At 69.3% G+C, this 24630-nt stretch carries 24 protein-coding genes; 11 read left to right on the forward strand and 13 right to left on the reverse strand.

All coding sequences use genetic code 11. From position 1 onward, the window contains the following. Positions 1-10: 10 nt before the first annotated feature. Positions 11-1036, forward strand: a complete 1026-nt coding sequence (locus AB0I81_RS37790; RefSeq protein WP_360667586.1) for a DUF4192 domain-containing protein — start codon at positions 11-13, stop codon at positions 1034-1036. Between the two features lie 500 nt (positions 1037-1536). On the opposite strand, the gene AB0I81_RS37795 is transcribed toward AB0I81_RS37790, so the two are convergent. Continuing rightward, complete coding sequence (locus tag AB0I81_RS37795; protein WP_360667180.1) at positions 1537-1881, reverse strand: hypothetical protein; 345 nt, start codon at positions 1879-1881, stop codon at positions 1537-1539. Positions 1882-2014: 133 nt separating this feature from the next. Here AB0I81_RS37795 and AB0I81_RS37800 point away from each other — a divergent pair, with 133 nt between their 5' ends. Continuing rightward, positions 2015-2617 (forward strand): DUF1707 and DUF4870 domain-containing protein, encoded by a 603-nt coding sequence (locus tag AB0I81_RS37800; RefSeq protein ID WP_360667182.1) that lies wholly within the window; start codon positions 2015-2017, stop codon positions 2615-2617. A 141-nt stretch (positions 2618-2758) separates the two neighbouring features. Here the strand turns inward: AB0I81_RS37800 and AB0I81_RS37805 are convergent, their stop codons facing one another. The 5 genes from AB0I81_RS37805 to AB0I81_RS37825 form a co-directional block, all read right to left on the reverse strand. After that, entirely contained in the window at positions 2759-3388 is a 630-nt protein-coding gene (locus AB0I81_RS37805) for a hypothetical protein (protein WP_360667185.1), read from the reverse strand. Positions 3389-3435: 47 nt separating this feature from the next. Further along, on the reverse strand, positions 3436-3939 hold the full coding sequence (locus AB0I81_RS37810) for a SigE family RNA polymerase sigma factor (protein ID WP_360667188.1): 504 nt from the start codon (positions 3937-3939) through the stop codon (positions 3436-3438). Positions 3940-4038: 99 nt separating this feature from the next. After that, positions 4039-4776, reverse strand: a complete 738-nt coding sequence (locus tag AB0I81_RS37815) for a septal ring lytic transglycosylase RlpA family protein (RefSeq protein ID WP_360667191.1) — start codon at positions 4774-4776, stop codon at positions 4039-4041. 302 nt (positions 4777-5078) lie between these two features. After that, a complete protein-coding gene (locus tag AB0I81_RS37820) occupies positions 5079-6602 on the reverse strand; it encodes an ATP-dependent DNA ligase (RefSeq protein WP_360667194.1) in 1524 nt (507 codons plus the stop codon). A gap of 237 nt (positions 6603-6839) precedes the next feature. Next, complete coding sequence (locus AB0I81_RS37825) at positions 6840-7214, reverse strand: FKBP-type peptidyl-prolyl cis-trans isomerase (RefSeq protein ID WP_360667197.1); 375 nt, start codon at positions 7212-7214, stop codon at positions 6840-6842. 99 nt (positions 7215-7313) lie between these two features. Between AB0I81_RS37825 and AB0I81_RS37830 the strand changes: the two genes are divergently transcribed. Next, positions 7314-8069: an SDR family oxidoreductase gene (locus tag AB0I81_RS37830; protein WP_360667200.1), complete on the forward strand. Its 756-nt coding sequence runs from the start codon at positions 7314-7316 to the stop codon at positions 8067-8069. Between the two features lie 75 nt (positions 8070-8144). Here the strand turns inward: AB0I81_RS37830 and AB0I81_RS37835 are convergent, their stop codons facing one another. Then, entirely contained in the window at positions 8145-9584 is a 1440-nt protein-coding gene (locus tag AB0I81_RS37835; protein ID WP_360667202.1) for a GuaB1 family IMP dehydrogenase-related protein, read from the reverse strand. Between the two features lie 97 nt (positions 9585-9681). Between AB0I81_RS37835 and AB0I81_RS37840 the strand changes: the two genes are divergently transcribed. After that, the gene (locus AB0I81_RS37840) at positions 9682-10134 is read left to right on the forward strand and encodes a GyrI-like domain-containing protein (RefSeq protein ID WP_360667204.1); all 453 of its coding nucleotides are present in this window, start codon (positions 9682-9684) and stop codon (positions 10132-10134) included. Position 10135: 1 nt separating this feature from the next. On the opposite strand, the gene AB0I81_RS37845 is transcribed toward AB0I81_RS37840, so the two are convergent. Further along, the gene (locus AB0I81_RS37845; protein WP_360667207.1) at positions 10136-10654 is read right to left on the reverse strand and encodes a helix-turn-helix domain-containing protein; all 519 of its coding nucleotides are present in this window, start codon (positions 10652-10654) and stop codon (positions 10136-10138) included. Positions 10655-10734: 80 nt separating this feature from the next. Here AB0I81_RS37845 and AB0I81_RS37850 point away from each other — a divergent pair, with 80 nt between their 5' ends. Next, on the forward strand, positions 10735-11952 hold the full coding sequence (locus tag AB0I81_RS37850; protein ID WP_360667210.1) for an FAD-dependent monooxygenase: 1218 nt from the start codon (positions 10735-10737) through the stop codon (positions 11950-11952). Here the strand turns inward: AB0I81_RS37850 and AB0I81_RS37855 are convergent. Together AB0I81_RS37855 and AB0I81_RS37860 are read right to left on the reverse strand one after the other, a co-directional pair. Continuing rightward, positions 11909-13060, reverse strand: coding sequence for a cytochrome P450 (locus AB0I81_RS37855; RefSeq protein ID WP_360667213.1), 1152 nt, complete (start codon positions 13058-13060; stop codon positions 11909-11911). The genes AB0I81_RS37850 and AB0I81_RS37855 overlap by 44 nt on opposite strands. Continuing rightward, positions 13057-14178, reverse strand: a complete 1122-nt coding sequence (locus AB0I81_RS37860; protein ID WP_360667216.1) for a CaiB/BaiF CoA-transferase family protein — start codon at positions 14176-14178, stop codon at positions 13057-13059. Before AB0I81_RS37860 ends, AB0I81_RS37855 begins: the two co-directional genes overlap by 4 nt. Before the next feature lie 187 nt (positions 14179-14365). Between AB0I81_RS37860 and AB0I81_RS37865 the strand changes: the two genes are divergently transcribed. The 4 genes from AB0I81_RS37865 (at position 14366) to AB0I81_RS37880 (ending at position 19637) form a co-directional block, all read left to right on the forward strand. Next, positions 14366-15913 (forward strand): protein kinase, encoded by a 1548-nt coding sequence (locus AB0I81_RS37865; RefSeq protein ID WP_360667219.1) that lies wholly within the window; start codon positions 14366-14368, stop codon positions 15911-15913. Then, the gene (locus tag AB0I81_RS37870) at positions 15910-16893 is read left to right on the forward strand and encodes a 2-hydroxyacid dehydrogenase (RefSeq protein WP_360667222.1); all 984 of its coding nucleotides are present in this window, start codon (positions 15910-15912) and stop codon (positions 16891-16893) included. Before AB0I81_RS37865 ends, AB0I81_RS37870 begins: the two co-directional genes overlap by 4 nt. Positions 16894-17023: 130 nt before the next feature. Then, positions 17024-18373, forward strand: coding sequence for an FAD-binding oxidoreductase (locus AB0I81_RS37875; protein WP_360667589.1), 1350 nt, complete (start codon positions 17024-17026; stop codon positions 18371-18373). 4 nt (positions 18374-18377) lie between these two features. Continuing rightward, on the forward strand, positions 18378-19637 hold the full coding sequence (locus AB0I81_RS37880; RefSeq protein ID WP_360667225.1) for a class I SAM-dependent methyltransferase: 1260 nt from the start codon (positions 18378-18380) through the stop codon (positions 19635-19637). A 307-nt stretch (positions 19638-19944) separates the two neighbouring features. Here the strand turns inward: AB0I81_RS37880 and AB0I81_RS37885 are convergent, their stop codons facing one another. From AB0I81_RS37885 to AB0I81_RS37895, 3 genes are all read right to left on the reverse strand, one after another. Next, positions 19945-20166, reverse strand: coding sequence for a DUF397 domain-containing protein (locus AB0I81_RS37885; protein ID WP_360667228.1), 222 nt, complete (start codon positions 20164-20166; stop codon positions 19945-19947). A gap of 79 nt (positions 20167-20245) precedes the next feature. Continuing rightward, entirely contained in the window at positions 20246-20788 is a 543-nt protein-coding gene (locus AB0I81_RS37890; protein ID WP_360667230.1) for a flavoprotein, read from the reverse strand. After that, positions 20785-22092 (reverse strand): helix-turn-helix transcriptional regulator, encoded by a 1308-nt coding sequence (locus AB0I81_RS37895; protein ID WP_360667232.1) that lies wholly within the window; start codon positions 22090-22092, stop codon positions 20785-20787. Before AB0I81_RS37895 ends, AB0I81_RS37890 begins: the two co-directional genes overlap by 4 nt. Positions 22093-22264: 172 nt before the next feature. Here AB0I81_RS37895 and AB0I81_RS37900 point away from each other — a divergent pair, with 172 nt between their 5' ends. Together AB0I81_RS37900 and AB0I81_RS37905 are read left to right on the forward strand one after the other, a co-directional pair. After that, positions 22265-23191, forward strand: coding sequence for a radical SAM protein (locus AB0I81_RS37900; protein ID WP_360667235.1), 927 nt, complete (start codon positions 22265-22267; stop codon positions 23189-23191). After that, a complete protein-coding gene (locus AB0I81_RS37905; RefSeq protein ID WP_360667238.1) occupies positions 23188-24363 on the forward strand; it encodes a methyltransferase domain-containing protein in 1176 nt (391 codons plus the stop codon). The genes AB0I81_RS37900 and AB0I81_RS37905 overlap by 4 nt, the downstream gene beginning before the upstream one ends. Positions 24364-24630: the final 267 nt, after the last annotated feature.

Below are 24630 nucleotides of genomic sequence, written 5' to 3' on the forward strand. Positions count from 1 at the left end.
CCCCATCGACATCCTGGCCGCCGTGCCCTACCTGGTCGGCTTCCATCCCACCGCCAGCCTCATCGTCATCGGTCTGGCGCGCAGTCAGGCCAAGCTGGTCGCCCGATGGGCACTGCCGTTCCCGCCGGGCACCCTCGACGCCATGTCGCCCCTCTTCGACCGCGAGTCCATCACGGAGATCGTCGTGGTCGGCTACGGCCGGGGCGAGCTGGTCACACCGGCGGTCGACGAGGCCAGAGATCTCGCGGCCAAGGAGGGAGTCCGCGTAGGCGAGGCACTGCGCGCCCACGAAGGCCGCTACTGGTCGTACGTATGCGACCTGGCAACCTGCTGCCCCGCGGACGGCACCCCCTACGACCTGTCCAGCAGCCAGATCGCGGCCGAGGCGACAGTACGCGGCCTGGTGGCGCTCCCGAACCGGGAGGCGCTGGAACGCACGCTGGCCCCCGTCACCGGCCCTGTGCGGATGGCGATGCGCCAAGCCACGGCCGAGGCGATCGCTGCCTTCCAGACCCGGATCATGGCCACGACGGACCTGGACGCGTTCGCGGCGCAGTTCGTGTCCGAGGGCCTGGCCAGAGTGCGGTCCGCGATGGACACCCACGCCGCGGGCGGACGCCTCGACGACGCCGAAGCGGCGAGGCTGGGCCTGGACCTGACGATCATGAGAGTCCGCGACGAGGCGTGGACCGTCATGGACGAGTCCCACGCCTCACTCTGGAAGGACCTGACCCGAAGGCTGGAGCCCCGCTTCACCCCACCGGTCGCGTCCCTGCTGGCGATGGCATCCTGGCGGGCGGGAAACAGCGTCCAGGCCACCATCGCCCTCGAACGCGCCCTGACCTCCGACCCCGCCTATTCGATGGCCAACCTCCTCATGCACGCCCTGCAGAACCTCCTCTCCCCGGCCATCCTCCGCGACCGCCTCCCCACCCCGGCCGAACTGGACACCGCCATGGGCCCCGCCACCTCCGCCTGGCTGCTCCCCTTGATCAACCTCTTCGACGAGGAAGGCCCGCCCCCCACCCTCAAGTAGGAAGGCGGGACAGCGCCGCCCGCGATCGTCCGCCACGCAACGGGATCGCGCGTTCGAGCGGAGGCAGGGCCCTGCGCAGGCGCTTGCCGTAGCTGGATCGGCCGGCCAGACGGGGGAACGTTCCGGGCAGACGCTGGAGATATGGCGTAGCCGACGGGCCTCGCGGTGGACACCGAGCAGATGCTTGGGAGGCCCTGTGGCCGGTGGGACCGCCCACCGCCCGCAGCGTCAACGCCGTCGCAGTTCAGCCGGTGGTGGTCAGTTTCGGCTTGCGTTCCAGTCATGGCCGCTGGTCAAGCCGACCCTCAGCCCTCGACGTACAACGTGGTGTGAAGGGTGTTGTGGGTCTGTGGTCACAGACCGATGGCCAACACCCTTCGTCAGGTACGCGTCCCGAACCGTGGTGGCGCAGGACGCAGGACTCGTGCGTCACGTGCCGGTGGCTCAGGACGCAGGACTCGTGCGTCACGTGCCGGGGTGGCTCAGGACGCAGGACTCGTCTACAAGCTGCCTTCCTCGTTCTTGCGGCGTTCGTTGTAGGCACGCATCCGCTGTGGATACCCGGTGAGCTGAACGTCGTACACCGGCAGGGCAAGGTCGCGGGCCACCTTGTGGATCACCGCCGGTGAGCCGACCCTGCGCCGGGTCCACTCGCCGTCGTCGGCCACGGCCACGGCGGTCGTGTCGGTGGCAAAGGTCTCTGGCTCGACGTAGAACTCGACGCCACGTCGCGAACGTGCGAAGGCGATGAGCGCCTCGATGTCGGCGTCGGTCGCCTCACGGTCGAACTTCGCGATCTTGCGGCCGCGGAGCCGACGAATGCCGTAGCGGTCTCGCCATCTCATGAATCCTTTTTATACCGTCTGAAGCGCTTGCGTCGGGGATGATCTCCGGGACAGATCCGGGATTCTCCCGATGGCACCGGAAGTTCGCAGGACGCAGTATGAGGAGTGACAGCCCGATTCTCGAAGGAGAGGCATGACGATTATGGCTGGGGTACCCCAAACCCCCGGGCCGGGACAGGTGCCGCCAGCTCATCTGCGCGTCACCACCCAGGACCGAGAAAACGTGGTCGAGCACGTCAAGGCCGCGTACGCCGAGGGCCGATTCGACAAGCTCGAGTTCGACGACCGGTTGGAGCGCGCCATGACGGCGCGTACTCACGGCGACCTGGTGCCCATCATGACCGAGCTGTACGGCTCGCAGGCCATGTCCAGGTCCGTACCGTTGTCGCGTCCGGCTCGCCCGGCGAGCACGGCGGGCCCGGCGGAGAGCAACGAGCGCCTCGGTGGCGCCATCGCTCACCTGCTGCCGCTCGTCGGCTTCCCGATCCTGGGCCCGCTGCTCCTGCTGCTCACCGGCGGCAAGACCTCCCCTTATATCCGCAACCACGCCCTGGAGGCGCTCAACTTCCAGATCACCGTGGTGGGCGCTTCGATATTGCTGCCGATCACCGTCGTCGGCATCGTGCTGGTGCCGTTCATCTGGGTCGCGGCCTTCATCCTCTCCATCGTCGGCGGTGTCTCCGCACTGTCGGAGGGCAATTTCCGTTATCCGATGACGCTTCGCCTGGTGAAGTAAGTAACGGGCCACCCGGCGATGGGGCTCTCCGTCACAGCCACAAATCCATATTTCGCCCCCGCTGAGGTTCGCCAACTCAGCGGGGGCGGCCGCTTCCACGATCAGATTTATCCCGCTATGCCCTTCATGATCCGCTGCAGGTCACGCCGGGGCGCGGTCACCACGACGGCCAGACCGAATTCGGGCATCCAGACGAACGTCGGAGCGGTCGCGCTCGCCCTTCAGGCCGGCCGAGACCGCGACCTTCAGCAGGAGCCGGTGGTCGGCGAGCCACATCATCGTGGTGCCGTCGTCCGACAGCACGGGATCGCCGGGCCTGCGCGGCTCGATCGGCCCGCGGAAGACGTTCAGGGAGAGGATGTCCATCCCGTCGCGCATGATCTGGCCCGCGCGGTAGACAGAGACCTGGACGAAAGCCTCGCCCGCCTGCCATCTCAGCGCCTCGCCACGTAACCGTACCCGCCCGGCGTGATCCGTCTCCTGCGCGCGTAATCGCTGCGGCGCGCCGAACCCCTCGGGCAGGTAACCGACCCGCACGCCCGCCACCTCGGGGGAGGTGACGACGGGGTCATACCGGGTGACGGCGTACGGCGACACGAGGCCGACCACGACCAGCACCGCGGCGACTGCCGTGACCACGACCAGCACGGCGGTGAGTGCCGTGGCCACGCCCGCCGCGATCCTGCGCCGTCGCCTGCGTGCCGCCACCCGGTCCGTCACCCGGAGGGCCAGCTCAGGCGCCGCCTCGACGTGCCCGGCGGCGTCGGTCATCCCCGCGGCGCAGCCCTTCCGCGAGCATCCCTTGGCGCAACCGTTCCTCAAGAGCGTCCAACGGTCGCCACCTCCTCGCCCGGCACCGTCCGCAGCCGCTTGAGCGCCTTGGAGGTCTGACTCTTCACCATGCCGACGGAGCAGCCGAGCACCCTGGCGGCCTGCGCCTCGGTCAGGTCCTCCCAGAACCTGAGCACCACCACCGCACGCTGACGAGGCAGAAGCGCCCGCAGCCCGTCCATGACGACCTGCCGCAGCTCGACGTCCACGTGTGCGGCGGGGAGATCCGGCGGAGCGCCGATCGGGACGAACCGTAAGATCGCCAGCCGCCTCGCCCGGCTGATCGCCAGATTGACGATGATCGGCCGGATGCAGGGTTCGGGGTCACCGGCCCTGCACAGCTTCTCCCAGCGCATGCACGCCCGCTCCAGCGCGGTCTGCACCACGTCCTCGGCCTCGGCGAGCGAACCGCAGGTCAGGTACGCCGTGCGTAACAGGCTCGTGCTACGGGCGGCCACGAATTCCGTGAACCCACCCGTGTACGGCGCCACCTGACGTCCTCCGCAATCATGCCCCCATACACGTACGAATTCCGGCGAAGGTTGCCTCGGCGGTACCGCTACGAACTCGGTTCGTACCGCTGAGAAGCGTCAGGACGACTTGCGGCTGAGCACCTCGTACTTGACGCGCATGACGCCGGAGCTGACGTTGCCGATGGAGGAGAAGGCGGCCTTGGACAGGTCGAGGCAGCGTCCGCCGATGTACGGGCCCCGGTCGTTGATGCGGACCGTGACGGTCTCGCCGTTGTCCGGGTTCGTGACGCGTACCCTGCTGCCCAGCGGCAGGGTCTTGTGGGCGGCGGTCATGGCGGCGGGGTTGAAGCGTTCGCCGCTGGCCGTCATCTGGGGCTCTCCGTAGTAGGAGGCGCCGCAGGAGCCGGAGGACAGTACGCGGAACTTCGGCTTCCTGGGCTCGGCCTTGGCCGTCTCGGTTCCGGCCTTCGACGGTTCGGCGGTGGCGGTGGCGGTGGCGGTGGCGGTGGCGGTGGCGGAGGCTTCTGGCGACTCGGTCGTCTTCGGTTGGGCCGCGGCGGCGGCCGGGGTCTTGGGAGCGGACGGGTGCGGCGTGTGCCGGCGGGAGGTCTGGTCCGGAGCCGAGGCCGGAGCGGGAGTCGAGGCCGGTGTCGAGGCCGGGGCGGGAGCTGCGGCGGCGGCGCTCGGGGTTGAGGCCGTTGTGCGCTTGGAGGCGTCATCGTTGCGGATGGCGGCCCAGGCGGTGGTGGAGGCGGTTGCGACGACGGCCGCACCGACGGCGACAGTGGTCCAGCGGCGCCTGCTCGTGAAGAGCTTGCGGTTCTGTGGCGACGGCTTACGAGTGTGCTGGCCCAAGGTAAACCACGGTCCTCGTTAGGGGATGGAGAAGTCAAAGGCCGGGCCGGGCGGACGTGAAGGGGGACGGCGGCCGATTCGCGGGCAGGGTGGGGAGCCCGCGCGACGAGGACGAACATATGCGACAAACCGCAAGTAAAGGCAACTTAACGGGACAACCAGTGAAATATCTCACTTAGGTCACAAGATTGCCCAAAGCGCCAACTGCGGGATGGGTGACTGCGGTCGGGGTGACTGCGGGCAGGACGGCTGTGGCCAGGGGTGACCGCAGGCGTGAAGGGAGTCGTGAAGGGGCGGGCGGGTCAGAGCATGAGGGAGCGGACCGTGTCCACCGTGTCGGCGTCCTCGACCCTCTTGTCCGGGCGGTAACGCAGCACCCGGGCGAAACGCAGAGCCATGCCCCCGGGATAGCGCGGCGAGCGCTGCACCCCGTCGAAGGCGATCTCCACGACCAGCTCGGGCCGCAGCCGCACCGTCCACTCCTCCGTGGAGCCCTCGGCCAGTTCGAGGAAGCGCTCGGTCTGCCAGGCCAGCAGCTCGTCCGTCAGCCCCTTGAAGGTCTTGCCCAGCATCACGAACCCGCCCTCGGGGTCGCGGGCGCCCAGATGGAGGTTCGACAACTTGCCCTCGCGGCGCCCATGCCCCCACTCGGCCGCCAGCACCACCAGGTCGAGCGTGTGGCGCGGCTTGACCTTGATCCAGCCCGCCCCCCGCCGCCCTGCCGCGTAGGGGGAGGCCAGGGACTTGACGACCAGGCCCTCGTGACCAGCCTTCACCACGTCGGTGAAGAACTTCTCCGCCTCTGCGACGTCACCTGTCACCAGCCGCGGCGTCAGCAGGCCCTGCGCGACCGTACGGAGGAGGGCCTCCTGGCGCTGGGAGTAGGGCAGGTCCAGCAGGTCGGCCCCGTCCACCCGCAGGGCGTCGAAGAAGAACACGCTCAGCGGCGTCTGCTCGCGCAACCGCGCCACGTCGATCTTGCTGGAGACCCGGCTCGCGGTCACCTGGAACGGATGCGGCCGCCCGTCGGGCCGCAGGGCGATCACCTCACCGTCCAGGACCAGGTCGTCCGACGGCATCTCCAGGACCGCCTCGACCAGCTCGGGCACCTGTGCCGTGATGTCGTCGAGCGTACGGGTGAAGACCTTCACCTCCGAGCCGGAGCGGTGGGCCTGCACGCGTACACCATCGAGCTTCCACTCCAGCGCCGCGGGCGTGCCGGCCTTGTCCAGCGCGGCGGCCACGTTGGGCGCGCTGCCCGCCAGCATGGGCGAGACGGCCCGCCCCACCTCCAGGCGGAAGGCGTGCAGCGCCGGCACCCCGCCGCTCAGCGCGCCCGCGCCGACGGCCGGGAGCCAGCCGCGCAGCGTGAGCGCCCGCCGTACGTCCGCCGACGGCGCTCCCGACGCCTTGGCCACGGCCTCGATCATGACGCCGTCGAGCGCGCCCTGCCGCAGCTCCCCGAACAGCAGCCGCCGCATGAACTGCTGCTCCTGGCTGGTCAGCCCCGCGAACAGCTCGGTCACCAGGGCCTTGCGCGCCGCCTGGGAGCCCTGGCCGGAGACGGCCTTGATCCGGCTCAGCAGCGCGTCGACCTGGGTCAGCGTGGCGGTGGCCGCCAGCTTGGGCGGGGGGATGTCCTCCAGGGTGCGCCAGCCCACGCCCACCTGGCGCTGGGGCAGCTCACCCGAGAGGTAGGAGATGGCGATCTCCGCCTCCTGCGGGCCGACCCGGCCCAGCAACTCCGCCAGGTGGCCGATCTTGCCGAGTCTCGCGGACGTGCGCGTCACCGCCTCGGACACCCGGACCACGTCGATCAGAAGCACACGCCTATGGTGCCTCACACCGGTGACATTTCCCTACCTGATATCGGCATATCCGCAGAGTGTTGTCGGTTGACCGCAGGACGAAGGCCCGGTGCCGGTCGCGTGAACGCGCCCGGCGCCGGGCCTGGCGCCGTCAGACAGCGGCGGACGTCAGCTCAGAGCCGCGAGCCGCGAGCCGCGAGCCGAAAGCCGAAAGCCGCGAGCCGAGAGCCGAGAGCTGAGCCGAAAGCCGAGAGGTCAGCTCACGCCGAGCAGGTCGACGACGAAGATGAGCGTCTCGTTCGGCTTGATGCGCGGAGGGGCGCCACGGGTGCCGTAGCCGAGGTGCGGCGGGATGACCAGCTTGCGGCGGCCGCCGACCTTCATGCCCTGGACCCCCCGGTCCCAGCCCCCGATGACGCGCCCGCCGCCCAGCGGGAACTCGAACGGCTGGCCGCGGTTCCACGACGCGTCGAACTCCTCGCCGGAGGAGAACGACACGCCCACGTAGTGCACGCTCACGTTCTGGCCGGCCTTGGCCTCGGGGCCGTCGCCCACGGTCAGGTCCTCGATCTCGAGGTCCTGCGGCGGGTTGCCCCCGGGAAAGTCGATCTCGGGCTTCTGGAGTGCCACGAAAGTGCTCCTGTTGACGATCATTGCCGGCTGCCGCCGACTGTTGGTCGAAGAGATTGGACCCGACGACTCTATGCGGTCGGGATATCGTCATCGTTCATGGCCGCCCTTTCGCCCGATTCAATCCTGCTCACGGACCGCGTGGCCGTCGTCACCGGGGGCGCCAGGGGGATCGGCCTGGCGATCGCGGAGGCGTTCGCCGCGTTCGGCGCGCACGTCGCCGTCTGCGACCGCGACAAGCCGCAGGCCGAGCTCGCGATGGTGCTCGACGTGCGCGACCACGTGGCGGTGGAAGTGTTCGCCCAGGCCGTACGCGAGCGCTGGGGCCGGGTGGACGTGCTGGTCAACAACGCGGGCGGCACCTTCCACGCGGGGTTCACCGACACCTCGCCGCGCGGCGAGCAGATCCTCATCGAGGAGAACTTCACGCAGGTCACCGGCATGATCCGGCGGCTGCTGCCGATGATGCCGCAGGGCTCGTCGATCATCAACGTGACCTCCAGCGAGGCGCACCAGGCCGCGCCGGGATTCGCCGTGTACGCGGCCATGAAGGCGGCCGTGGAGAGCCTGACGAAGTCGCTGGCGCTGGAGCTGGCCCCGAAGGGCATCAGGGTGAACGCCATCGCCCCCGACGCGCTCCGGACCGAGGGCGAGGCGGGCGTGCGCGAGCGCATGCTGGCCCGCCCGCTGCCCTACGACCCGGTACGCCTGCCGCCCCTCGGCCACATGGGCGAGCCCTGCGACGCCGCCGCGGCGGCCGTGTTCCTGGCCGGCGACCTGGCCAGGTTCGTGACGGGGGCTACGGTGCACGTGGACGGGGGGATCAACGCCGCGGGCGGGTGGCGCAGGAAGTAGGGCTCGCGGTGTCTGCGGCCGTCCGAAAGTGGACGGCGCAGGCGGCAGGCGTCCGAGGTTGTCCGAGAGCGCGCGTCACCAGCTCTGGTACAGCGGCATGCCCTCCGCGTACCCGGACGAGCTCTGGATCCCCACGACGGCCCGCTCGTGGAACTCCTCCAGCGTCGAGGCCCCCGCGTACGTGCACGAGGAGCGCAGCCCGGCCACGATCGCGTCGATCTGATCCTCCACGCTGGGCCGCTTCGGATCCAGGTACATCCTGGACGTCGAGATGCCCTCCTCGAACAGCGCCTTCCTGGCCCGCTCGAACGCGGAGTCCTCGGCGGTCCGCAGCCGCACGGCGCGCGCGGAGGCCATGCCGTAATTCTCCTTGTACTTGCGCCCGTCGGCGTCGGTGTGGGTGTCGCCGGGCGACTCGTACGTGCCCGCGAACCACGACCCGATCATCACGTTGGCGGCCCCGGCGGCCAGCGCCAGCGCCACGTCGCGCGGATGGCGCACGCCACCGTCGGCCCACACGTGCCGGCCCAGGCGGCGCGCCTCGGCGGAGCACTCCAGCACGGCCGAGAACTGCGGCCGGCCCACGCCGGTCATCATCCGGGTGGTGCACATGGCGCCGGGCCCGACGCCGACCTTGAGGATGTCGGCCCCGGCGTCCACCAGGTCGCGCACGCCGGAGGCGGTCACCACGTTGCCGGCCGCGACGGGGACGCCGGGGTCGAGGGCGGTGACGGCGCGCAGGGCGGCGACCATCTTCTCCTGGTGGCCGTGCGCGGTGTCCACGACCAGGCAGTCGATCCCGGCCTCCAGCAGCTCCTTGGCCTTGGCGGCCACGTCGCCGTTGACGCCGACGGCCGCCGCGATGCGCAGCCTGCCCCCGGCGTCCACGGCCGGCTGGTAGAGGGTGGCGCGCAGGGCGCCCGTACGGGTGAGGATGCCGACCAGGCGTCCGTCGGGCCCCACGATGGGAGCCAGCCGGTGCCGGCCCTCGTGCAGCCGGTCGAAGGCGGCGCGTGGGTCGAGCCCGGCGGGGAGCGTGAGCAGTTCGCTCGACATGACGTTCGTGAGTTGGGTGAACATGTCGACGCCCTGGCAGTCGGCCTCGGTCACGACGCCGACGGGGCGGTTGTCCCAGTCGACCACGATGATCGCGCCGTGCGCCCGCTTGGGCAGGAGTTGCAGGGCCTCGCCGACGGTGGCGTGCGAGGTCAGGGTGAGCGGCGTGTCGTGGACGAGGTCGCGCTTTTTGACCCACTCGACGACGTCCGTCACGACGTCCAGCGGAATGTCCTGGGGGATCACGGTGATGCCGCCGCGCCGCGCGACGGTCTCGGCCATGCGCCGGCCGGCGACCGCGGTCATGTTCGCCACGACGAGTGGGATCGTGGTGCCCGTGCCGTCGACTGTCGAGAGGTCGACTGCGAGCCGGGAGGTGACCGAGGAACGCGACGGCACCATGAACACGTCGCTATAGGTCAGGTCGTAAAGCGGCTCGAGGTCGTTGAGAAATCTCACGTTCATCCATCTTATGTGGTGTCAGGTCAACTAGGGGTTTCCCCCTTTCGCGGGGCTCTATGATCGGCCGGGACACTTTTGGGGGAGGGGAGGGCCTGTGAACATCACGGAACGGGCCGAGTTGGTCGTGGTCGGCTTCGCCGTTCGCACGACCAACGCCGATGAGATGGATCCGGCGCGGGCCAGGCTGCCCGGGCTGTGGCGGCGGGCGGGCGCGCCCGGAGCGTTCGCGCACGTGCCGGGCCGCGTGGACGAGAATCTCTACGCGGTGATCAACGATTACGAGAGCGACCACCACGGCGCCTACACGCAGGTCGTGGGCACCGGCGTGCGCACGGTGCCGCGGCTGCCGGAGGGCATGGTGGCCGTACGCGTGCCGGCCGGGCAGGTGCTGCAGGTGGAGGTACGCGGCCAGATGCCGCAGGCGCTGGCCGAGTCGTGGCAGCAGGTGTGGAAGCACACCGAGTCGGGCGGCACCCCGGCGCGGGCGTTCACGACGGATCTCGAGGTGCACCACCCCGGCGGAGTAGATCTCTACATAGCCGTATAAGTCACAGTCCGAGCACGACGGCCGCCGCCTCGACGGCCGTCGGCTTGACCTCTTCCAGCGGCAGGTGGGCGTACTCCACCGCGCAGTCGGACATGCCGCCCAGCGCCACCGTCGCCCGGATCTGCTGCGCCCGCGTGATCTCGTCCCCGAGCAGCAGCGCGATCAGCTCCCGCCGCCATTCGAACATGCGCGTCCCCAGGTCGAGCTCCCCCAGCGTGGACAACTCGCGCACCATCATGACGAGCACCTCGCGGTGCCGCCAGATCAGCTCGAAGTAGTCGTCGAGCAGCCCCCGGGGGTCGCCTGCCCGCCGGTCGCGGGTGAAGCGCTCACATTCCTCCACCATCGGCGCGACGATGCTGCGCACCAGGTCCTCGCGCGAGGAGAAGTGGTAGTAGAGCGCGGGCTTGGTGATGCCCAGCCGTTCGGAGATCTGGCGGAGGCTGGTGTTGCGCACGCCCTGCTCCGCGAACAACTCGCGGGCCACCGCCTGGATGCGTGCCTTGGTGTCACTGGGCATGGAACCAAGACTATCCCTTACCTACCGTTAAGTAAGAAGGCGTGCTAGCGTTTTACTTAACGGTAAGTAAGGGGGAAATCATGAAGGTACTGATCTCGGGTGCGAGCGTCGCGGGACCGGCCCTGGCGTACTGGCTCACCCGCCACGGCTTCACCGTCACCGTCGTCGAACGGGCCCCCACGCTGCGCAAGACGGGCGGCCACGCGGTGGACCTGTTCAGGCCCGCGATGGACATCGTCGAGCGGATGGGCCTGCTGGAGCCGGTCCTGGCCGCCAAGACGGGCGTGGACTCGCTCCTGCTGCGCACCGAGTCGGGGGCCAGGGCCGAGCTGGAGCTCGCGCGCATCATGGGCGCCATCTCCGACCGGCACATCGAGATCATGCGCGACGATCTGAGCGAGATCTTCTACGACGCCACCCGCCACGACGTCGAGTACGTCTTCGGCGACTCCATCACCTCCATCGCCGACGACGGCGAGGTCACCTTCGAGCGCGGGGCGCCCGCCCGGTACGACCTGGTGATCGGCGCCGACGGCCTGCACTCCAACGTGCGCCGCCTGGTCTTCGGCCCGGAGTCGGACTTCACCACCTGGATCGGCGCGTACCTGGCCGTCGTCTCGGTGCCCAACCACCTCGGGCTCGACCGCCGGATGGAGGTGATCGCGGGCCCCGGCAGGATGGCCGGGTTCGGGGCCGCGCACCTGGACGACGCGCGGGCGCTGTTCATGTTTAGAACGCCCCACCAGCTCGACTACCACCACAGGGACGTCGCCAGGCAGAAGGAGCTGCTGCGCGAGCACTTCTCGGACATGGGCTGGGAGGTGCCCAGGCTGCTGGCGGAGCTGGAGCACGCGCCCGCGTTCTACTTCGACTCCATCACCCAGCTCCGCCTCGACACCTGGTCACGCGGCCGGGTGACGCTCGTGGGCGACGCCGGCTACTGCCCGGGGCCCGCCGTCGGGGGCAGCACGAGCCTGGCGGTCGTGGGGGCGTACGTGCTGGCGGGCGAGCTGGCCGCGCACGACGGCGATCACACGCGGGCCTTCCCGGCGTACGAGGCCGAACTCGGCGAGTACGTGCGCCGCAGCCGCACCTTCGCCATCAACGCGGCCAAGCGGCTCGTCCCGGCCGGCCGCTTCGACCTGTGGACGCTCACCAGGGGCATCCGGTTGATCAACCGCCTGCCCGTCGCCCTGACCAGGGCGGCCGTCAAGCTCGGCAGCAAGGGTGTGCGGCTGCACGACTCGATCGCGCTCAAGGACTACGCAGCACGACGGGAAACGACGTCACGCCCCTGACGAACGCGTTCGGCAGGATGCGCGGCCCCTCGGAGTCGGCCCAGGCGGCCGACCCCACCCGCGCCAGCCACTCCTCGAAGAAGATCCGCAGCTCCATCCTGGCCAGCGCCGCCCCCAGGCAGAAGTGCGTGCCCAGGCCGAACGCGATGTGCCCGCCCGGCTTCCTGGTCACGTCGAAGGCGTCGGGGTCGTCGAACACCTCGGGGTCGCGGTTCGCCGAGCCGTACATGAGCAGCACCTGCTGGCCCTCGCGGATCTCCCGCCCGCGCAGCGAGGTGTCGCGGGTGGCGGCGCGGCACATGTTGAGTATGGGCGTGGTCCACCGGATGAACTCCTCCACCGCCCCTTCCATCAGCCCCGGGTCGCCACGCAGCAGCCGCCACTGATCGGGATGGCGGATCAGCGCGTCGATGGCGGTGGCGATGACCGTCCTGGTGGTCTCGGCGCCGCCGTCGAGCAGCAGCAGCGCGTCGTTGGTCAGGCTCTCGTCGTCGTATCCGGGGCTGGCGCACCACAAGGACACCAGGTCCTCGCGCGGGCGGGCGCGGCGCTCAGCGGCCAGCTCCAGCACGGCCTGCCCGAACTCGCCGGCGGCCACGGCGGCCTCGTGCGTGACGTACCGCAGCCCGCCCCCTGCCACGATCGTGCTCTCCGACCAGTGCTTGAGCCGGGGCCAGTCCTCGTCGGCGAACCCGAGCAGCCAGCCGATCATGCGGGCGGGCAGCGGCGCGGCCAGCTCGCTCACCGCATCCACCGTGCCCCGCTCCAGCGCGCCGGTGAGCAACTCCACGACGACCTCGCGGACGCGGGCGGCGTACGCCTCGTGCACGTGGCGGGGCGTGAAACGGCGGTAGAGGAGCCTGCGGCGCTCGGCGTGGCCGGGATCGTCCAGCCCGATCATCGACGGATCGGAGGGGAGCTGGGGGCGGTATCCGCCGGTGCTGGTCCATAGGCGCGGGTCGCGCTCGACGGCCGAGATGTCGGCGTGGCGCGACAGGCCCCACAGGCCGTTGCCCTCGTCCCAGTGGACGGGGGAGTGCTCGCGCAGCCAGGCGTAGACGGGGTACGGGTCACCGGCGTACAGGTCGCCGTCGAGTAAGTCGATCATGCGAGCACTCCTTGACCGCGTAGTTTGTCCGCCTCCTCCTGCGACAGTCCCCAGCCGGACAGATCGGCCAGACGGGTGGCGGGTGACAGGTCCTGGGCCGGCACGCCGAGCAGGCGCGGCGCGGGCACCGGCTGCGTCACGTCGCCGACCCGCACGAAGGAGCCGCGGGCGGCGTTGTGCGGATGGCCGGCGGCCTCGGCCATGGACAACACGGGCGAGACACAGGCGTCGGAGCCCTCGAACAGCGCCTCCCACTCCGCGCGCGTCCTCTTCCTGAACTCCTGCGCCAGGCGGGCCTTGAGCGCGGGCCACTGCGCCCTGTCGTTCCTGTCGGGCAGGTCACTCAGGCCCATGAGGGTGACCATGGCCTCCCAGAACTGCGGCTCCAGCGAGCCGACGGCCACGTGCCCGCCGTCGGCCGTCTCGTAGGTGTCGTACTGCGGGGCGCCGGTGTCCAGCAGGTTCGTGCCCCTCGGCCCCCAGTGCGCGCCCTGGACCGCCTGGTAGAACATCGAGAACAGGATCGCCGCCCCGTCCACCATGGCCGCGTCGATCACCCTGCCCTTGCCGGTGCGCTCGCGTTCGAACAGGGCCAGCAGCACGCCGTACGCGAGCATGAGGCCGCCGCCGGCGAAGTCGCCCAGGATGTTGATCGGCGGCGTCGGGTCGTGTCCCTCGCGCCCCAGCATGGACAGCACGCCGGAGACGGCGATGTAGTCGATGTCGTGCCCGGCCGTCGGGGCCAGCGGCCCGTCCTGACCCCATCCGGTCATCCGGCCGTAGATCAGCCGCTCGTTCACGGCGTGCAGGTCGCCGGGCCCGATGCCGAGCCGTTCCGCCACGCCCGGCCGGAACACCTCGATCACCACATCGGCGTTGCGTACCAGCTCCTTGAACGCCGCCACGCCCTCGGGCGCCTTCAGATCCAGCCCGATCGTGTGCTTGCCGCGATCCATCACATCCGTGCGCGGCCGGTCGGAAACGGCCTTGACCCGGTCGATACGCAGGACTTCCGCCCCGTGATCGGCTAGCATCATCCCCGCGAACGGCCCGGGGGCGAGGCCGGCGAGCTCCAGCACACGCACCCCGGACAGCGGACCCCGGCGAACCTCAGGCATCGGCATCTCCTTGCTGTGGACCCTGCCCAAGTAGAACAACATTCGGTGAACTGGTGCAAGCGGCCTGCCCGACCTTCCCGCGAACTCGTGGGAGGTATGGGAAACTTGCCCACTGTTCGGGTGTCTACAGATGGCCGCGATCGGTGGCCGTCTGCAGCCGGCGCTAGCGCCGCAACAGGGGTAGGACATGGTTTCGGATAGCAACCGGCTCGTCGCAGGGCGTTACCAGTTACTGCGCGAACTGGGCCGCGGGGGGATGGGCGTGGTCTGGGAAGGCCACGACACACTGCTGAGCAGGCAGGTGGCCATCAAGGAGGTGCTGCTGCCGGACGGGCTGTCGCCCGGCGACCAGGAGCGCCACCTGCTCAGGACCGCCCGCGAGGCCCGCACCGCGGCCAAACTCAACCACCCCAACGTCGTCGCCGTGTACGACGTGGTGGAGGAGGGCGGCCGGCCCTGGATCGTGATGGAGCTGGTCAGCCATCCGTCGGTGGAGCAGGTCGTGCTCACCTCCGGCGCGCTGCCCGTACGCGAGGCGGCGAGCCTGGGCAGGCAGGTCCTCTCCGCGCTGCGCGCCGCCCACGAACTGGGCGTGCTGCACCGCGACGTCAAGCCGGCCAACATCCTGCTCGCCGACGACGGCCGGGCCGTGCTGATGGACTTCGGCATCGCCACCGTCGAGGGCGACGCCTCGCTGACCAGGACCGGCATGGTCACCGGCTCACCGAGCTTCCTGGCGCCGGAACGCGTCCGCGCCGAGACCGCCGGTCCCGAGTCCGACATGTGGTCGCTGGGCGCCACGTTGTACGCGTGCATGGTCGGCCGCTCGCCGTTCGAGCGCGGCGACCCCATGGCCACGCTCAACGCGCTGCTCACCGAGGAGCCCGACTACCGCAGGATCCCGCCGGCCATGCACCCGATCCTGAAGGGCCTGCTCCGCAAGGAGCCCCAGGACCGGGTGGGCGCCGAGGAGGCCGACCGGCTGCTGGCCGACATCATGGCCGCCAGGCCCGCGCACGGCGACCTCGACGTGCCCGAGAGAAGGAAGAAAAAGAAGGGCGCGGGGCCCGGCAGGGCGCTGGTCGCCGCCGCGGCGACGGTGGTGCTGGTGGTCACGGGCGGCACGGTCGCCTACTTCAGGACCGCCGGCCCGGCCGAGGGAACCCCGCGCGCCAGCACCCAGCCGGCCGCCGCGACCGCGTCGATCAGCCCGAGCCTCCCGCCGACGGTCAGCCCCACGCCCACGGCGTCGCCGACGCCCAGCATGACCAGGGCCAGGCCGGCCGTACGGGCGTGGAAGTCGCGTGAGGGCTGGTCGATCCTGCGGCCGAACGGCTGGCGGGGCGCGCGCGCCGACGCCTACACGCAGTGGACCCGCAGGGACGGTAACGCCCACCTCGGCGTTCAGGCCGTCTATTCCAACCTGGACCCCGACCAGATCATCCAGGCCGAGCAGGAGACGTTCCAGCAGAGCGCCCCGAGCCTGATCAACCGCGGTCGCAGGATGGTCACCCATCAGGGGGCCAAGGGCGTGGAGTGGGAGTTCACCTGGACGGCGAGCGAGGCCGGCGAGCAGCCCTGGGCGCGTCCGGGTGTGCGTTACCGCGAGGTGCGCAGGGCCGTGGCGATCGGTGACACCGCGTACGTGTTGTCCTGGACGGTCCCCGAGAAGCAGTGGCTGCGAAATCGGGCCCTTATGCGACAGGTGATCACCAGCTTTACTGTGGGGGCATGAGCCCCTGGAACCTGCTCGCCCTCCCGCCGCTGCCGGAAGAGTTCATGCGCCGCCTGCTCGCCCCGCTGGGCGAGCGGGTGACGGTGCGCGTCCCCGCCACCCGTGACAGGGACGCGCTGCTGGCGGCGCTGCCGGAGGCGGAGATCGTGCTCGGAGACTGGACCGGCACGCTCGTCATGGACGCCGGTGCGGTGCGCGCGGCGCCCCGGCTGGCGTTCGTGCAGCAGCCGTCCGTGGGCGTGGACGGCCACGACCTCGACGCCCTGGCGGCGGCCGGGGTGCCGCTGGCCAACACGCCCGGCGTCAGCGCCGGGGCGGTCTCGGAATGGTGCCTGGCCGCCACGTTGTCGTTGTCGCGCAAGCTGGCCGCCGCCGACGCCGCCGTGCGCGCGGGTGAGTGGCCCCAGCAGGGGCTGCAGCCGTACGAGCTGCGCGGCCGGCGTGTCGGCGTCATCGGCTACGGGCCGATCGGCGCCACCTGCGCCGGGATGTTCCGCGCGCTCGGCTGCCAGGTGTCCTACTGGACCCGCACGCCGCGCGAGGACCCCGGATACGAGGACCTGGACACGCTCGTGTCCGGCAGCGACGTCGTGATCGTGGTGGTCGCGCTGTCGGAACAGACCCGCGGCCTGGTCGACCCCGGCCGCATGAAACAGGGCGCCCTGCTGGTCAACGCGGCCAGGGGCGGCGTGGTGGACCAGGCCGCGCTCGTCGCGGCGCTGCGCGCGGGCCACCTGGGCGGGGCCGCGCTGGACGTCTTCGACGTCGAGCCCCTGCCGGACGGCGACCCGCTGCGCGACCTGCCGAACGTGCTGCTGTCCCCGCACGTCGCGGGCGTCACTCCGGAGTCAACGGGACGCCTGCTGGCGGCCGTCCTGGACAACCTGACGGCCGTGGTCGAAGGACGGGAGGCGGGCAACGTGGTGAACGGCGTGTCGCCCGTGATCAACAGGAAGTTTACGAAATCTCCTGCCACGTAGGGGCTTCACCTGGAACAGTGAACAGTTTTCGTGTCTTTAACGACCCCGGTCTGTTCCGGGTCGCCCTTGGGGGATACGGTCTTACGGACGATCTCTACCAGCTCCAGGGGGTGCTTTCGTGACGACGACGATGTCGGCTCACCGTCGGGCAGTAGAGCAAATCAGGCAGTCGTACGCCGAGATTCCCGGCGACGCCGCGCCTCGCCTGGCGAAGTCCACGTCCAACCTGTTCAGGTTCCGCGACGGTGGCCGCACGGCCAAGCTCTCGGCCAAGGACCTCGCCGAGGTCATCAGCGTCGATCCTGAGACCATGACCGCCGAGGTCCAGGGCATGACCACGTACGAGCACCTGGTGGACGCCACGCTGGCGCACGGGCTCATGCCGTACGTGGTGCCGCAGCTCAAGACCATCACCCTCGGCGGCGCCGTGACCGGGCTCGGCATCGAGTCCACCAGCTTCAGGGACGGACTGCCCCACGAGTCGGTCGAGGAACTGGAGATCCTCACCGGCGACGGTCGCGTCGTCGTCGCCCGCGACGACAACGAGCACCGCGACCTGTTCCGCTCCTTCCCCAACTCCTACGGCACGCTCGGGTACGCGCTGCGCATCCGGATCAAACTGCGCAAAGTGCAGCCGTACGTGCACCTCACGCACCTCAAGTTCACCGACGCGGGCAAGTGCATGCTGGCCATGCAGGAGATCTGCGACAGCATGGTGCACGACGGGGAGAGCGTCGACTTCGTGGACGGCGTCTTCTTCGAGCCCGGCGAGATGTACCTCACGATCGGCCGCTTCGCCGAGCGCGCGCCCTACATCTCCGACTACACCGGCATGCGCATCTACTACCAGTCGATCAGGCAGCGCACCCGCGACTGGCTGACGGTCCGCGACTACCTGTGGCGCTGGGACACCGACTGGTTCTGGTGCTCGCGCGCCTTCGGCGTACAGCAGCCGATGGTCCGCTCGCTCATGCCGCGCCGCTGGATGCGCTCCGACGTCTACCGGCGCCTGGTGGCGCTCGACCGCAAGCACGGCGTGACCGCCCGCGTCGACAGGTGGCGCGGCCAGCCGGTGAGCGAGTCGGTCATCCAGGACGTCGAGACGCCGGTCGAACGCGGGGCGGAGTTCCTGGAGTTCTTCCACGACAAGGTCGGCATGACGCCGGTGTGGATGTGCCCGCTGCGGGCCTCGTCCCGGTGGCCGATCTACCCGCTCGAACCGGGCAAACTCTACGTCAACTTCGGATTCTGGGGCATGGTGCAGCTGCCGCGGGGGCAGTTCGACGGTTACTACAACAGGCTCATCGAGGGTACGGTGCACGACCTCGACGGCCACAAGTCGCTCTACTCCACCTCGTTCTACGCCCGCGAGCAGTTCTGGCAGTTGTACAACGGCGACGCCTACTGGCTGGTCAAGCGGGAATACGACCCGAATGGTCGCCTGCTGGACCTGTACGAAAAGTGTGTACGGGGAAGGTGAGCAGATGGCTTTGGCATCCATCTTTGAAAAGATCGTCGGCACGAACCGGAACATCGCGTTCATGGCGTACGACGGAAGCAAGGCAGGGCCGGACGGCGCCGACCTGGCCATCGAGGTCAGGTCTCCGATAGCCGTGGCGCACCTGGCCCACGCGCCCGGCGAGCTGGGCCTGGCCAGGGCGTACATCTCCGGGCACCTCGACGTCCGCGGCGACATGTACACGCTGCTGGACCGCATGTGGAACATCACCACCAACGACCTGACCGCGGCCGAGAAGATCGAGGCCGTACGGGCACTGGGCATCAAGCCGCTGCTCATGCGCGTGCCGCCGCCGCCGCAGGAGATGCGTCAGAGCGCCCTGGCCCGGCTGGGCTCCCGCCACGCCAAACAGCGTGACGCGGAGGCCATCCACCACCACTACGACGTGTCCAACCGTTTCTACGAGTGGGTGCTGGGCCCGTCCATGGCCTACACGTGCGCCTGTTTCCCCTCTGAGGAGGCGACGCTGGAGGACGCCCAGTACGCCAAGTTCGACCTGGTGGCCCGCAAGCTCGGCCTCGAGCCCGGCATGCGCCTGCTCGACGTGGGCTGCGGCTGGGGCGGCATGGTCATGCACGCCGCCAAGCACTACGGCGTCAAGGCGCTCGGCGTCACGCTGAGCCGCCAGCAGGCGGAGTGGGCCCAGAAGGCGATCGCCGACGCGGGGCTGCAGGAACTGGCGGAGGTCCGCTTCATGGACTATCGCGACATCACCGAGTCCGACTTCGACGCCGTCAGCTCCATCGGCCTGACCGAGCACATCGGCAAGGCGAACGTCCCGTCGTACTTCGAGTTCCTGTACGGCAAGCTCAGGCCAGGCGGCCGCCTGCTGAACCACTGCATCACCCGGCCGACCGGCAAGGAGCGCACGTTCAACAGGGGCGGCTTCATCAACCGCTACGTCTTCCCCGACGGGGAACTGGAGTCGGTGGGCTGGCTGATCAGGCAGATGGAGGACCTCGGCTTCGAGATCCGCCACCAGGAGAACCTGCGCGAGCACTACGCCAAGACCCTGCGCCACTGGTGCGACAACCTGGAGGACAACTGGGAGGACGCGGTCCAGGAGGTCGGCATGGGCACGGCCCGGGTGTGGGCCCTGTACATGGCCGGCTGCATCGTCGGCTTCGAACGCAACAAGGTCCAGCTCCACCAGGTCCTAGGCGTCAAGTTGGACGACGACGGCAACTCCAACATGCCCTTGCGCCCCGCCGTCAACTGGCCCTAAAAGCCACCCACCCGTTGCGCGGTTACCGGCTGGGCCTGCGTTTGCCCGCCCCGAACGGTCCTCGCCTCCGGCATCGGCCTCCAGCCCACCCGTAGCCCGGTTACCGGGTGGGCTGGCGGGACCCCACCCCGAACAAAGGGCTTCGCAAGGGGCGCTTTCGCGCTGTGGAGCTCAGGCGTTTCCAATCGGGCGCCTTCGGCGCACCCCCGCGCCTTCGGCGCCATCGGACCCACCCGTTGACTGGCTACCGGGTGGGCCCGCGGGGTTCAAGAGGGCTCCAACGGGAGGTCCGCTGCGGCCCACTCTCTCAGCCGTTGGGCGGAAGCAGCCCGATGACCTCATCAAACGCACCATCGTTGAGACCCCGGCGAAACGCCAGAATCTCGGGGTCTGTGAAGCTCGGGACCGGGCCGTTCGGGTCCTTGGAGTCGCGAACCTCGATCATTCCGTTGCGCCTTCTCAGTTCGACGCAGTTGCCGTTGCCGCCACTGTGCGGGCTCTTCATCCAGCCGGTGGCCACAGTCTCCATCCCGCGCCCCTTCCGTAACTGCGTCACGCGAGGCGTTCCGCTACTTCTATCACCATAGAAGCTGGATCGTTCGGGCTCATCAATCACCTGATCTTGCGACTTCCGCGAGCGCACGGTCCCAGGGATAGCTGTCGAAGCGGCTACCCCCGGAACTGGGCGGATGCGGCTCGAACTGGCCCGGCCCGAACAAAACCCGCACGCCTTCAGCACGCAGGGAAGCAACGCTTCGGAGGAAGGGCGCGCGAGAGGCGAGGGCACTGTTGACAAAAGGCAGGATCACGACCGGAATGCCCAGCCCTGGAGCTTCGGACAGAACGCCGAGCGCATAAGTGTCGGCGATGCCCTCGGCGAATTTGTTGATCGTGTTGTAGGTGGCCGGCGCCACGATGATCGCGTCCGCACGAGGCGACCTCGGTTCCCCGGGGTCACGGTACTGGCTGCGGACGGGACGCCCGGTCTGCTGTTCGAGCTCGGGCACGTCGATAAACTTCAACGCCGACGGTGTGGCGATGACCTGGACAATCCATTGCTCATCCTGAGCCAGGGCGACGAGACGGCCGACGTCTCCGGCCGGGCCTGCCGCGCACACAACGACGTAGAGGGTCCTGTCAGGCCGGGTCACGTGCCGACTCCGAGAGACGCGGCGTATTCGCGGGCTTCGCGTCGCAAACTGGGTGGCGCGGTCGCCTGGATATCCCGGACCAGGCGCAGTGGCGCGGCGCGGCCCGCGATCTCCTCGATCGCAAGGTCGCCGACGGTACGCAGGATGCGCAGAGCCTTCTCATGCCGGCCTTGCAGCAGGAATGCCCGGGAGGTGTCGAGAAGGAGGGTGGCTTTCCGCTCGTTGACCGGCAGCTTGTCGATCTCGACCTGTCTGGCGTACGCGATGGCCGCGCCGACGTCGCCGAGACGAAGGGCGATGTTCACACGATGGCACAGGACGTTGTGCGGGCCGAACGCGGTCCACATGTGGTTTCCGTCGTGTCCGAGCCGAGCGCCGGCCTCCGCGGCTTCGTCGAGAAGTTCGGCGATCCTGTGCCGTTCTCCGCCGTGAGCCGCGGCGATGGCACCTCGCAGGAGGAGCGACCCGTAGACGGAAAGGCCGTCCGGGGATGAGTCGGTCAGTTCGGCGCTCATGCGCAGGGCGGCCCCGCGCGCCATGTCGGTGGCGGTTCTGTGGTGCCCGCCGTTCATGAGAGCGTGAGTGATGATGCGGGCGCTCGACCCGATCATGAGCGGGTTCTGGCTGGCCTGCGCTGCTTGGACGCTGCGGTCTGCGGCGAGCCACGCGAGCCCCTTGTCATCCTGCTTGAGCAGCATGGAGGCGGCGACGTGGTACGCCTCCGCCGCGAGAGCGTTTGCCCGCAACCGGGCTTCACCATCCAGCACCGCGCAAGCAGTGCGCAGACCTCGCAAGAGCACAGGCAGCCCGCCGACCAGGTGAGAATAGCGACAGGACTGGTAGTTCCGCTTGGCCGTCCAGACCGCACCGGCCAGCGACGGAAGGTCTACTGGGCCGTCAGCGGCCTGCGAATGATCGACAAGGACGCCGGCAAGACTTTCGAACGTGCTGCTGGCTCGGGCCGAGTCGTCGGAAGCGTCCAGGACGGTATCGATCAACGCAGCTCCGGTAAGTCCGACAAACTCACGGCGTCGCACCTCGGTTCCGTCCCCCTCCAACGCATCCACACCGGCGGCCTGCGCGGCATTTGCGAGATTAGCAACCAGAGATATCAGTTCCCCGTTCGCGCCCACCGCCTTGTCGAGTGCCTGCACTACGCACATGCTCGGGGCACACCGTCGTCCATGCTCAAGATCTGATACGTAGCTCTTGCCGCAAATGGCGATGCGAGCCACCTCGCGCACGGACAGGCCCGCACTCAGACGTAGGCGTCGAAGCGCCGTACCGAATGTCTCAACGTCCATGCGGCGCTCCCTGTCATGCCCGCAGCGTCCGCGGACTCAGCGGACACCCAGCGGACAGCCCACATCTGGACCGTGACTGACGGTACCGACAACGTTACTCCTGTGGGTTGTTTTCACCAGCGCCCTCACCCCTCGGCACCAGAAGAGAACCGCCTCACGAAAGAGCATCCTCATGACGGCTGAACCGGCCAGCATCCCCGCCGTGCGCGGCCTGGACCGCGTGTGGTTTCTGGAACTGGAACTCACCCAGAGATGCCAGTTCCAGTGCCCCAGTCTCTGCTATGCCGACGCCGGCCCGACCAAGGGACACGGCACGATGACCTGCGCGGACTGGGAGCACCTCCTGGACACCGCCCCGGCCGCCGGCATCACGACTGTCCAGTGCATCGGCGGTGAGCCGACCATGCACCCGAACTTCCTGCGCCTGGCCGAGCACGCCCTCGGAACGGGCCTGAAGGTGCAGGTGTACTCCAATCTGTACCGAGTCACCACCGCGCTGTGGGAGTTGTACTCCCATCCGAACGTGACGTTGGCGACGTCGTACTACAGCGACGTGCCCGCGCAGCATGACAAGATCACAGGCCGTGAGGGCAGCCATGTCCAGACCCGCACCAACATCGCGGAAGCGGTGAAACGCGACATCCCGCTCAAGGTCGCGATCGTTGATCTCGGGGAGGAGGGCCAGCGCGCGCAGGAGGCCCGAGCGGAGATGATCGCGCTCGGCGTTCCCCGGGTCGGCCCCGTAGACCGGGTGCGCGCGGTCGGCCGCGCCACCGGGCACATGCGCATGGAGTCGAACGTCGGTGAGTTGTGTGGCCAGTGCGGCGACGGCCGCGCCGCCATTTCCTGGGACGGCGACGTCCGCATGTGTGTGTTGTCCCGTTTCCTCCCCTCCGCGGGGAACGTACGCACCACCCCGCTGGCCGACATCCTCGACGGGGCCGCCTGGCTCGACCTGCTTGCGCGGGTGCACCGCCGGCGCATCACTGCCTGCAATCCGGGATCGGACAGCAACGATTGCAATCCGGCCGAAACCCTCTGTGAGGGAAACGCGCTCGTACTCCCCGCCCTCGGCCTCTTCGAGGAGGGAAACCAGTGAACCGCCCGGACCAAGGGGGCGAACATCTGCTTATGGACTCCTGGAAGGAACACGCGGGCCGGCTTGCCGTCACGGTGGCGTCCCCCGGTTCTCGGTGGCGCGACGTGGTCGCCTGTACTCCACGCCACCTGTTCGTGCCCCGCTGGTGGGCGAGTCGAGGCCACGAATGGGAGCTGCGGGAAGGCGACAGCGACTGCTCCAAGTGGCTGGCTGCCGCGTACCGCAACTGGACTCTCGTCACCAGGGTGGGTGACGTGCACGCCGACCACGCCAGGCCGGGTGCCCTCCTGGAAGGGGCCCCGACGTCGTCGAGTACGCTGCCCGGTCTGCTCGTACAAATGTTCCGGCACGCCTCGATCGCTACCCGGTCCACGGTCTTGGACGTGGGTACCGGCAGCGGCTACGGTACGGCGCTCCTGTGCGCCCGGCAGGGCCACGCGAGGATTACGGCCATCGACGTGGACCCGTACCTGACCTCCGCCGCCGAAAAGCGGCTGGACATGCTCGGCTACCGCCCAACGCTCCTCACCGCTGACGTCACAGCGGGCGAACTGCCCGGGCAGTGGGACCGGATCATCGCCACCGTGGCGGTCAAGCCGATCCCGCCCGCACTGCTGGCTGCCCTGAGAACAGGAGGTCGGCTGGTGACCACGATCACTGGTACAAGCATGATCATCACTGCGGACAAGCAAGAGGACGGCGGGGCAGTCGGCAGGGTCGAGTGGGACCGTGCCGGGTTCATGCGCGCCCGGTCCGGCAACGACTATCCGGTCCGTAACCGGGGCTTCCTCGAACGCGCCTGCACCGAGGAGGGAGAGCAGGTCGATTCCAGTCATTACCCGGTGATGGAGGTAGCCGAGGCTTGGGACGTCGGCACGATGCTGGAGATTCTTGCCCCGGGTATCGAACACCGTCTCATCACCTACGACGACAAACCCGACAAGGTCGCGCTCATGGCCCATGAAGATGGGTCGTGGGCCCGCGCTGAGGAGCGGGACGGCAAGGTAACGGTCCACCAGGGCGGACCGCGCCGTCTCTATGGCCTCCTGGACCAAGTGCGCGGGCACTGGCTCACGTACGGCGAGCTGCCGATCCGTGGCGCGCAAGCGACCATCAGCCCACAAGGGGTGATCACGCTCAGGCGCGGCCGGTGGACCGCCACCATCCGATAGACCCGTTTCCGGCTTCGAGTCGATCCCCGTCATGACCCCGGTCACCTGCCCGGCAAACCCGGTCTGCGATCAGCCCCGCGCACGGGGGGACGATGGCCGTCGCCCCCACGACCGGGCCTCCGGCCGGGGTGATGGGAGGCTCACAGCGTCTGCTCCACCGCGCCCTGTTCCTTCAACAATCCGGCGAGTTGGGCGACGTCATTCGCATCGATCGTCTGACAGGGGCCGGTATTTACCTCTCGCACGCCTCTGCGGTGGCCCATTGGT

This window comes from Nonomuraea sp. NPDC050404, from assembly GCF_040655495.1.
Classification (GTDB): Bacteria; Actinomycetota; Actinomycetes; order Streptosporangiales; family Streptosporangiaceae; genus Nonomuraea.

Bases quoted from the DNA above. Each gene is read 5' to 3' on its own strand.
- AB0I81_RS37795 (WP_360667180.1), bottom strand. From the start codon at position 1,881: ATGAGATGGCGAGACCGCTACGGCATTCGTCGGCTCCGCGGCCGCAAG.
- AB0I81_RS37850 (WP_360667210.1), top strand. From the start codon at position 10,735: ATGAAGGTACTGATCTCGGGTGCGAGCGTCGCGGGACCGGCCCTGGCG.
- AB0I81_RS37855 (WP_360667213.1), bottom strand. From the start codon at position 13,060: ATGATCGACTTACTCGACGGCGACCTGTACGCCGGTGACCCGTACCCC.
- AB0I81_RS37880 (WP_360667225.1), top strand. From the start codon at position 18,378: ATGGCTTTGGCATCCATCTTTGAAAAGATCGTCGGCACGAACCGGAAC.
- AB0I81_RS37830 (WP_360667200.1), top strand. From the start codon at position 7,314: ATGGCCGCCCTTTCGCCCGATTCAATCCTGCTCACGGACCGCGTGGCC.
- AB0I81_RS37845 (WP_360667207.1), bottom strand. From the start codon at position 10,654: ATGCCCAGTGACACCAAGGCACGCATCCAGGCGGTGGCCCGCGAGTTG.
- AB0I81_RS37900 (WP_360667235.1), top strand. From the start codon at position 22,265: ATGACGGCTGAACCGGCCAGCATCCCCGCCGTGCGCGGCCTGGACCGC.
- AB0I81_RS37885 (WP_360667228.1), bottom strand. From the start codon at position 20,166: ATGGAGACTGTGGCCACCGGCTGGATGAAGAGCCCGCACAGTGGCGGC.
- AB0I81_RS37870 (WP_360667222.1), top strand. From the start codon at position 15,910: ATGAGCCCCTGGAACCTGCTCGCCCTCCCGCCGCTGCCGGAAGAGTTC.
- AB0I81_RS37895 (WP_360667232.1), bottom strand. From the start codon at position 22,092: ATGGACGTTGAGACATTCGGTACGGCGCTTCGACGCCTACGTCTGAGT.
- AB0I81_RS37875 (WP_360667589.1), top strand. From the start codon at position 17,024: ATGTCGGCTCACCGTCGGGCAGTAGAGCAAATCAGGCAGTCGTACGCC.
- AB0I81_RS37805 (WP_360667185.1), bottom strand. From the start codon at position 3,388: ATGACCGACGCCGCCGGGCACGTCGAGGCGGCGCCTGAGCTGGCCCTC.
- AB0I81_RS37800 (WP_360667182.1), top strand. From the start codon at position 2,015: ATGACGATTATGGCTGGGGTACCCCAAACCCCCGGGCCGGGACAGGTG.
- AB0I81_RS37865 (WP_360667219.1), top strand. From the start codon at position 14,366: ATGGTTTCGGATAGCAACCGGCTCGTCGCAGGGCGTTACCAGTTACTG.
- AB0I81_RS37860 (WP_360667216.1), bottom strand. From the start codon at position 14,178: ATGCCTGAGGTTCGCCGGGGTCCGCTGTCCGGGGTGCGTGTGCTGGAG.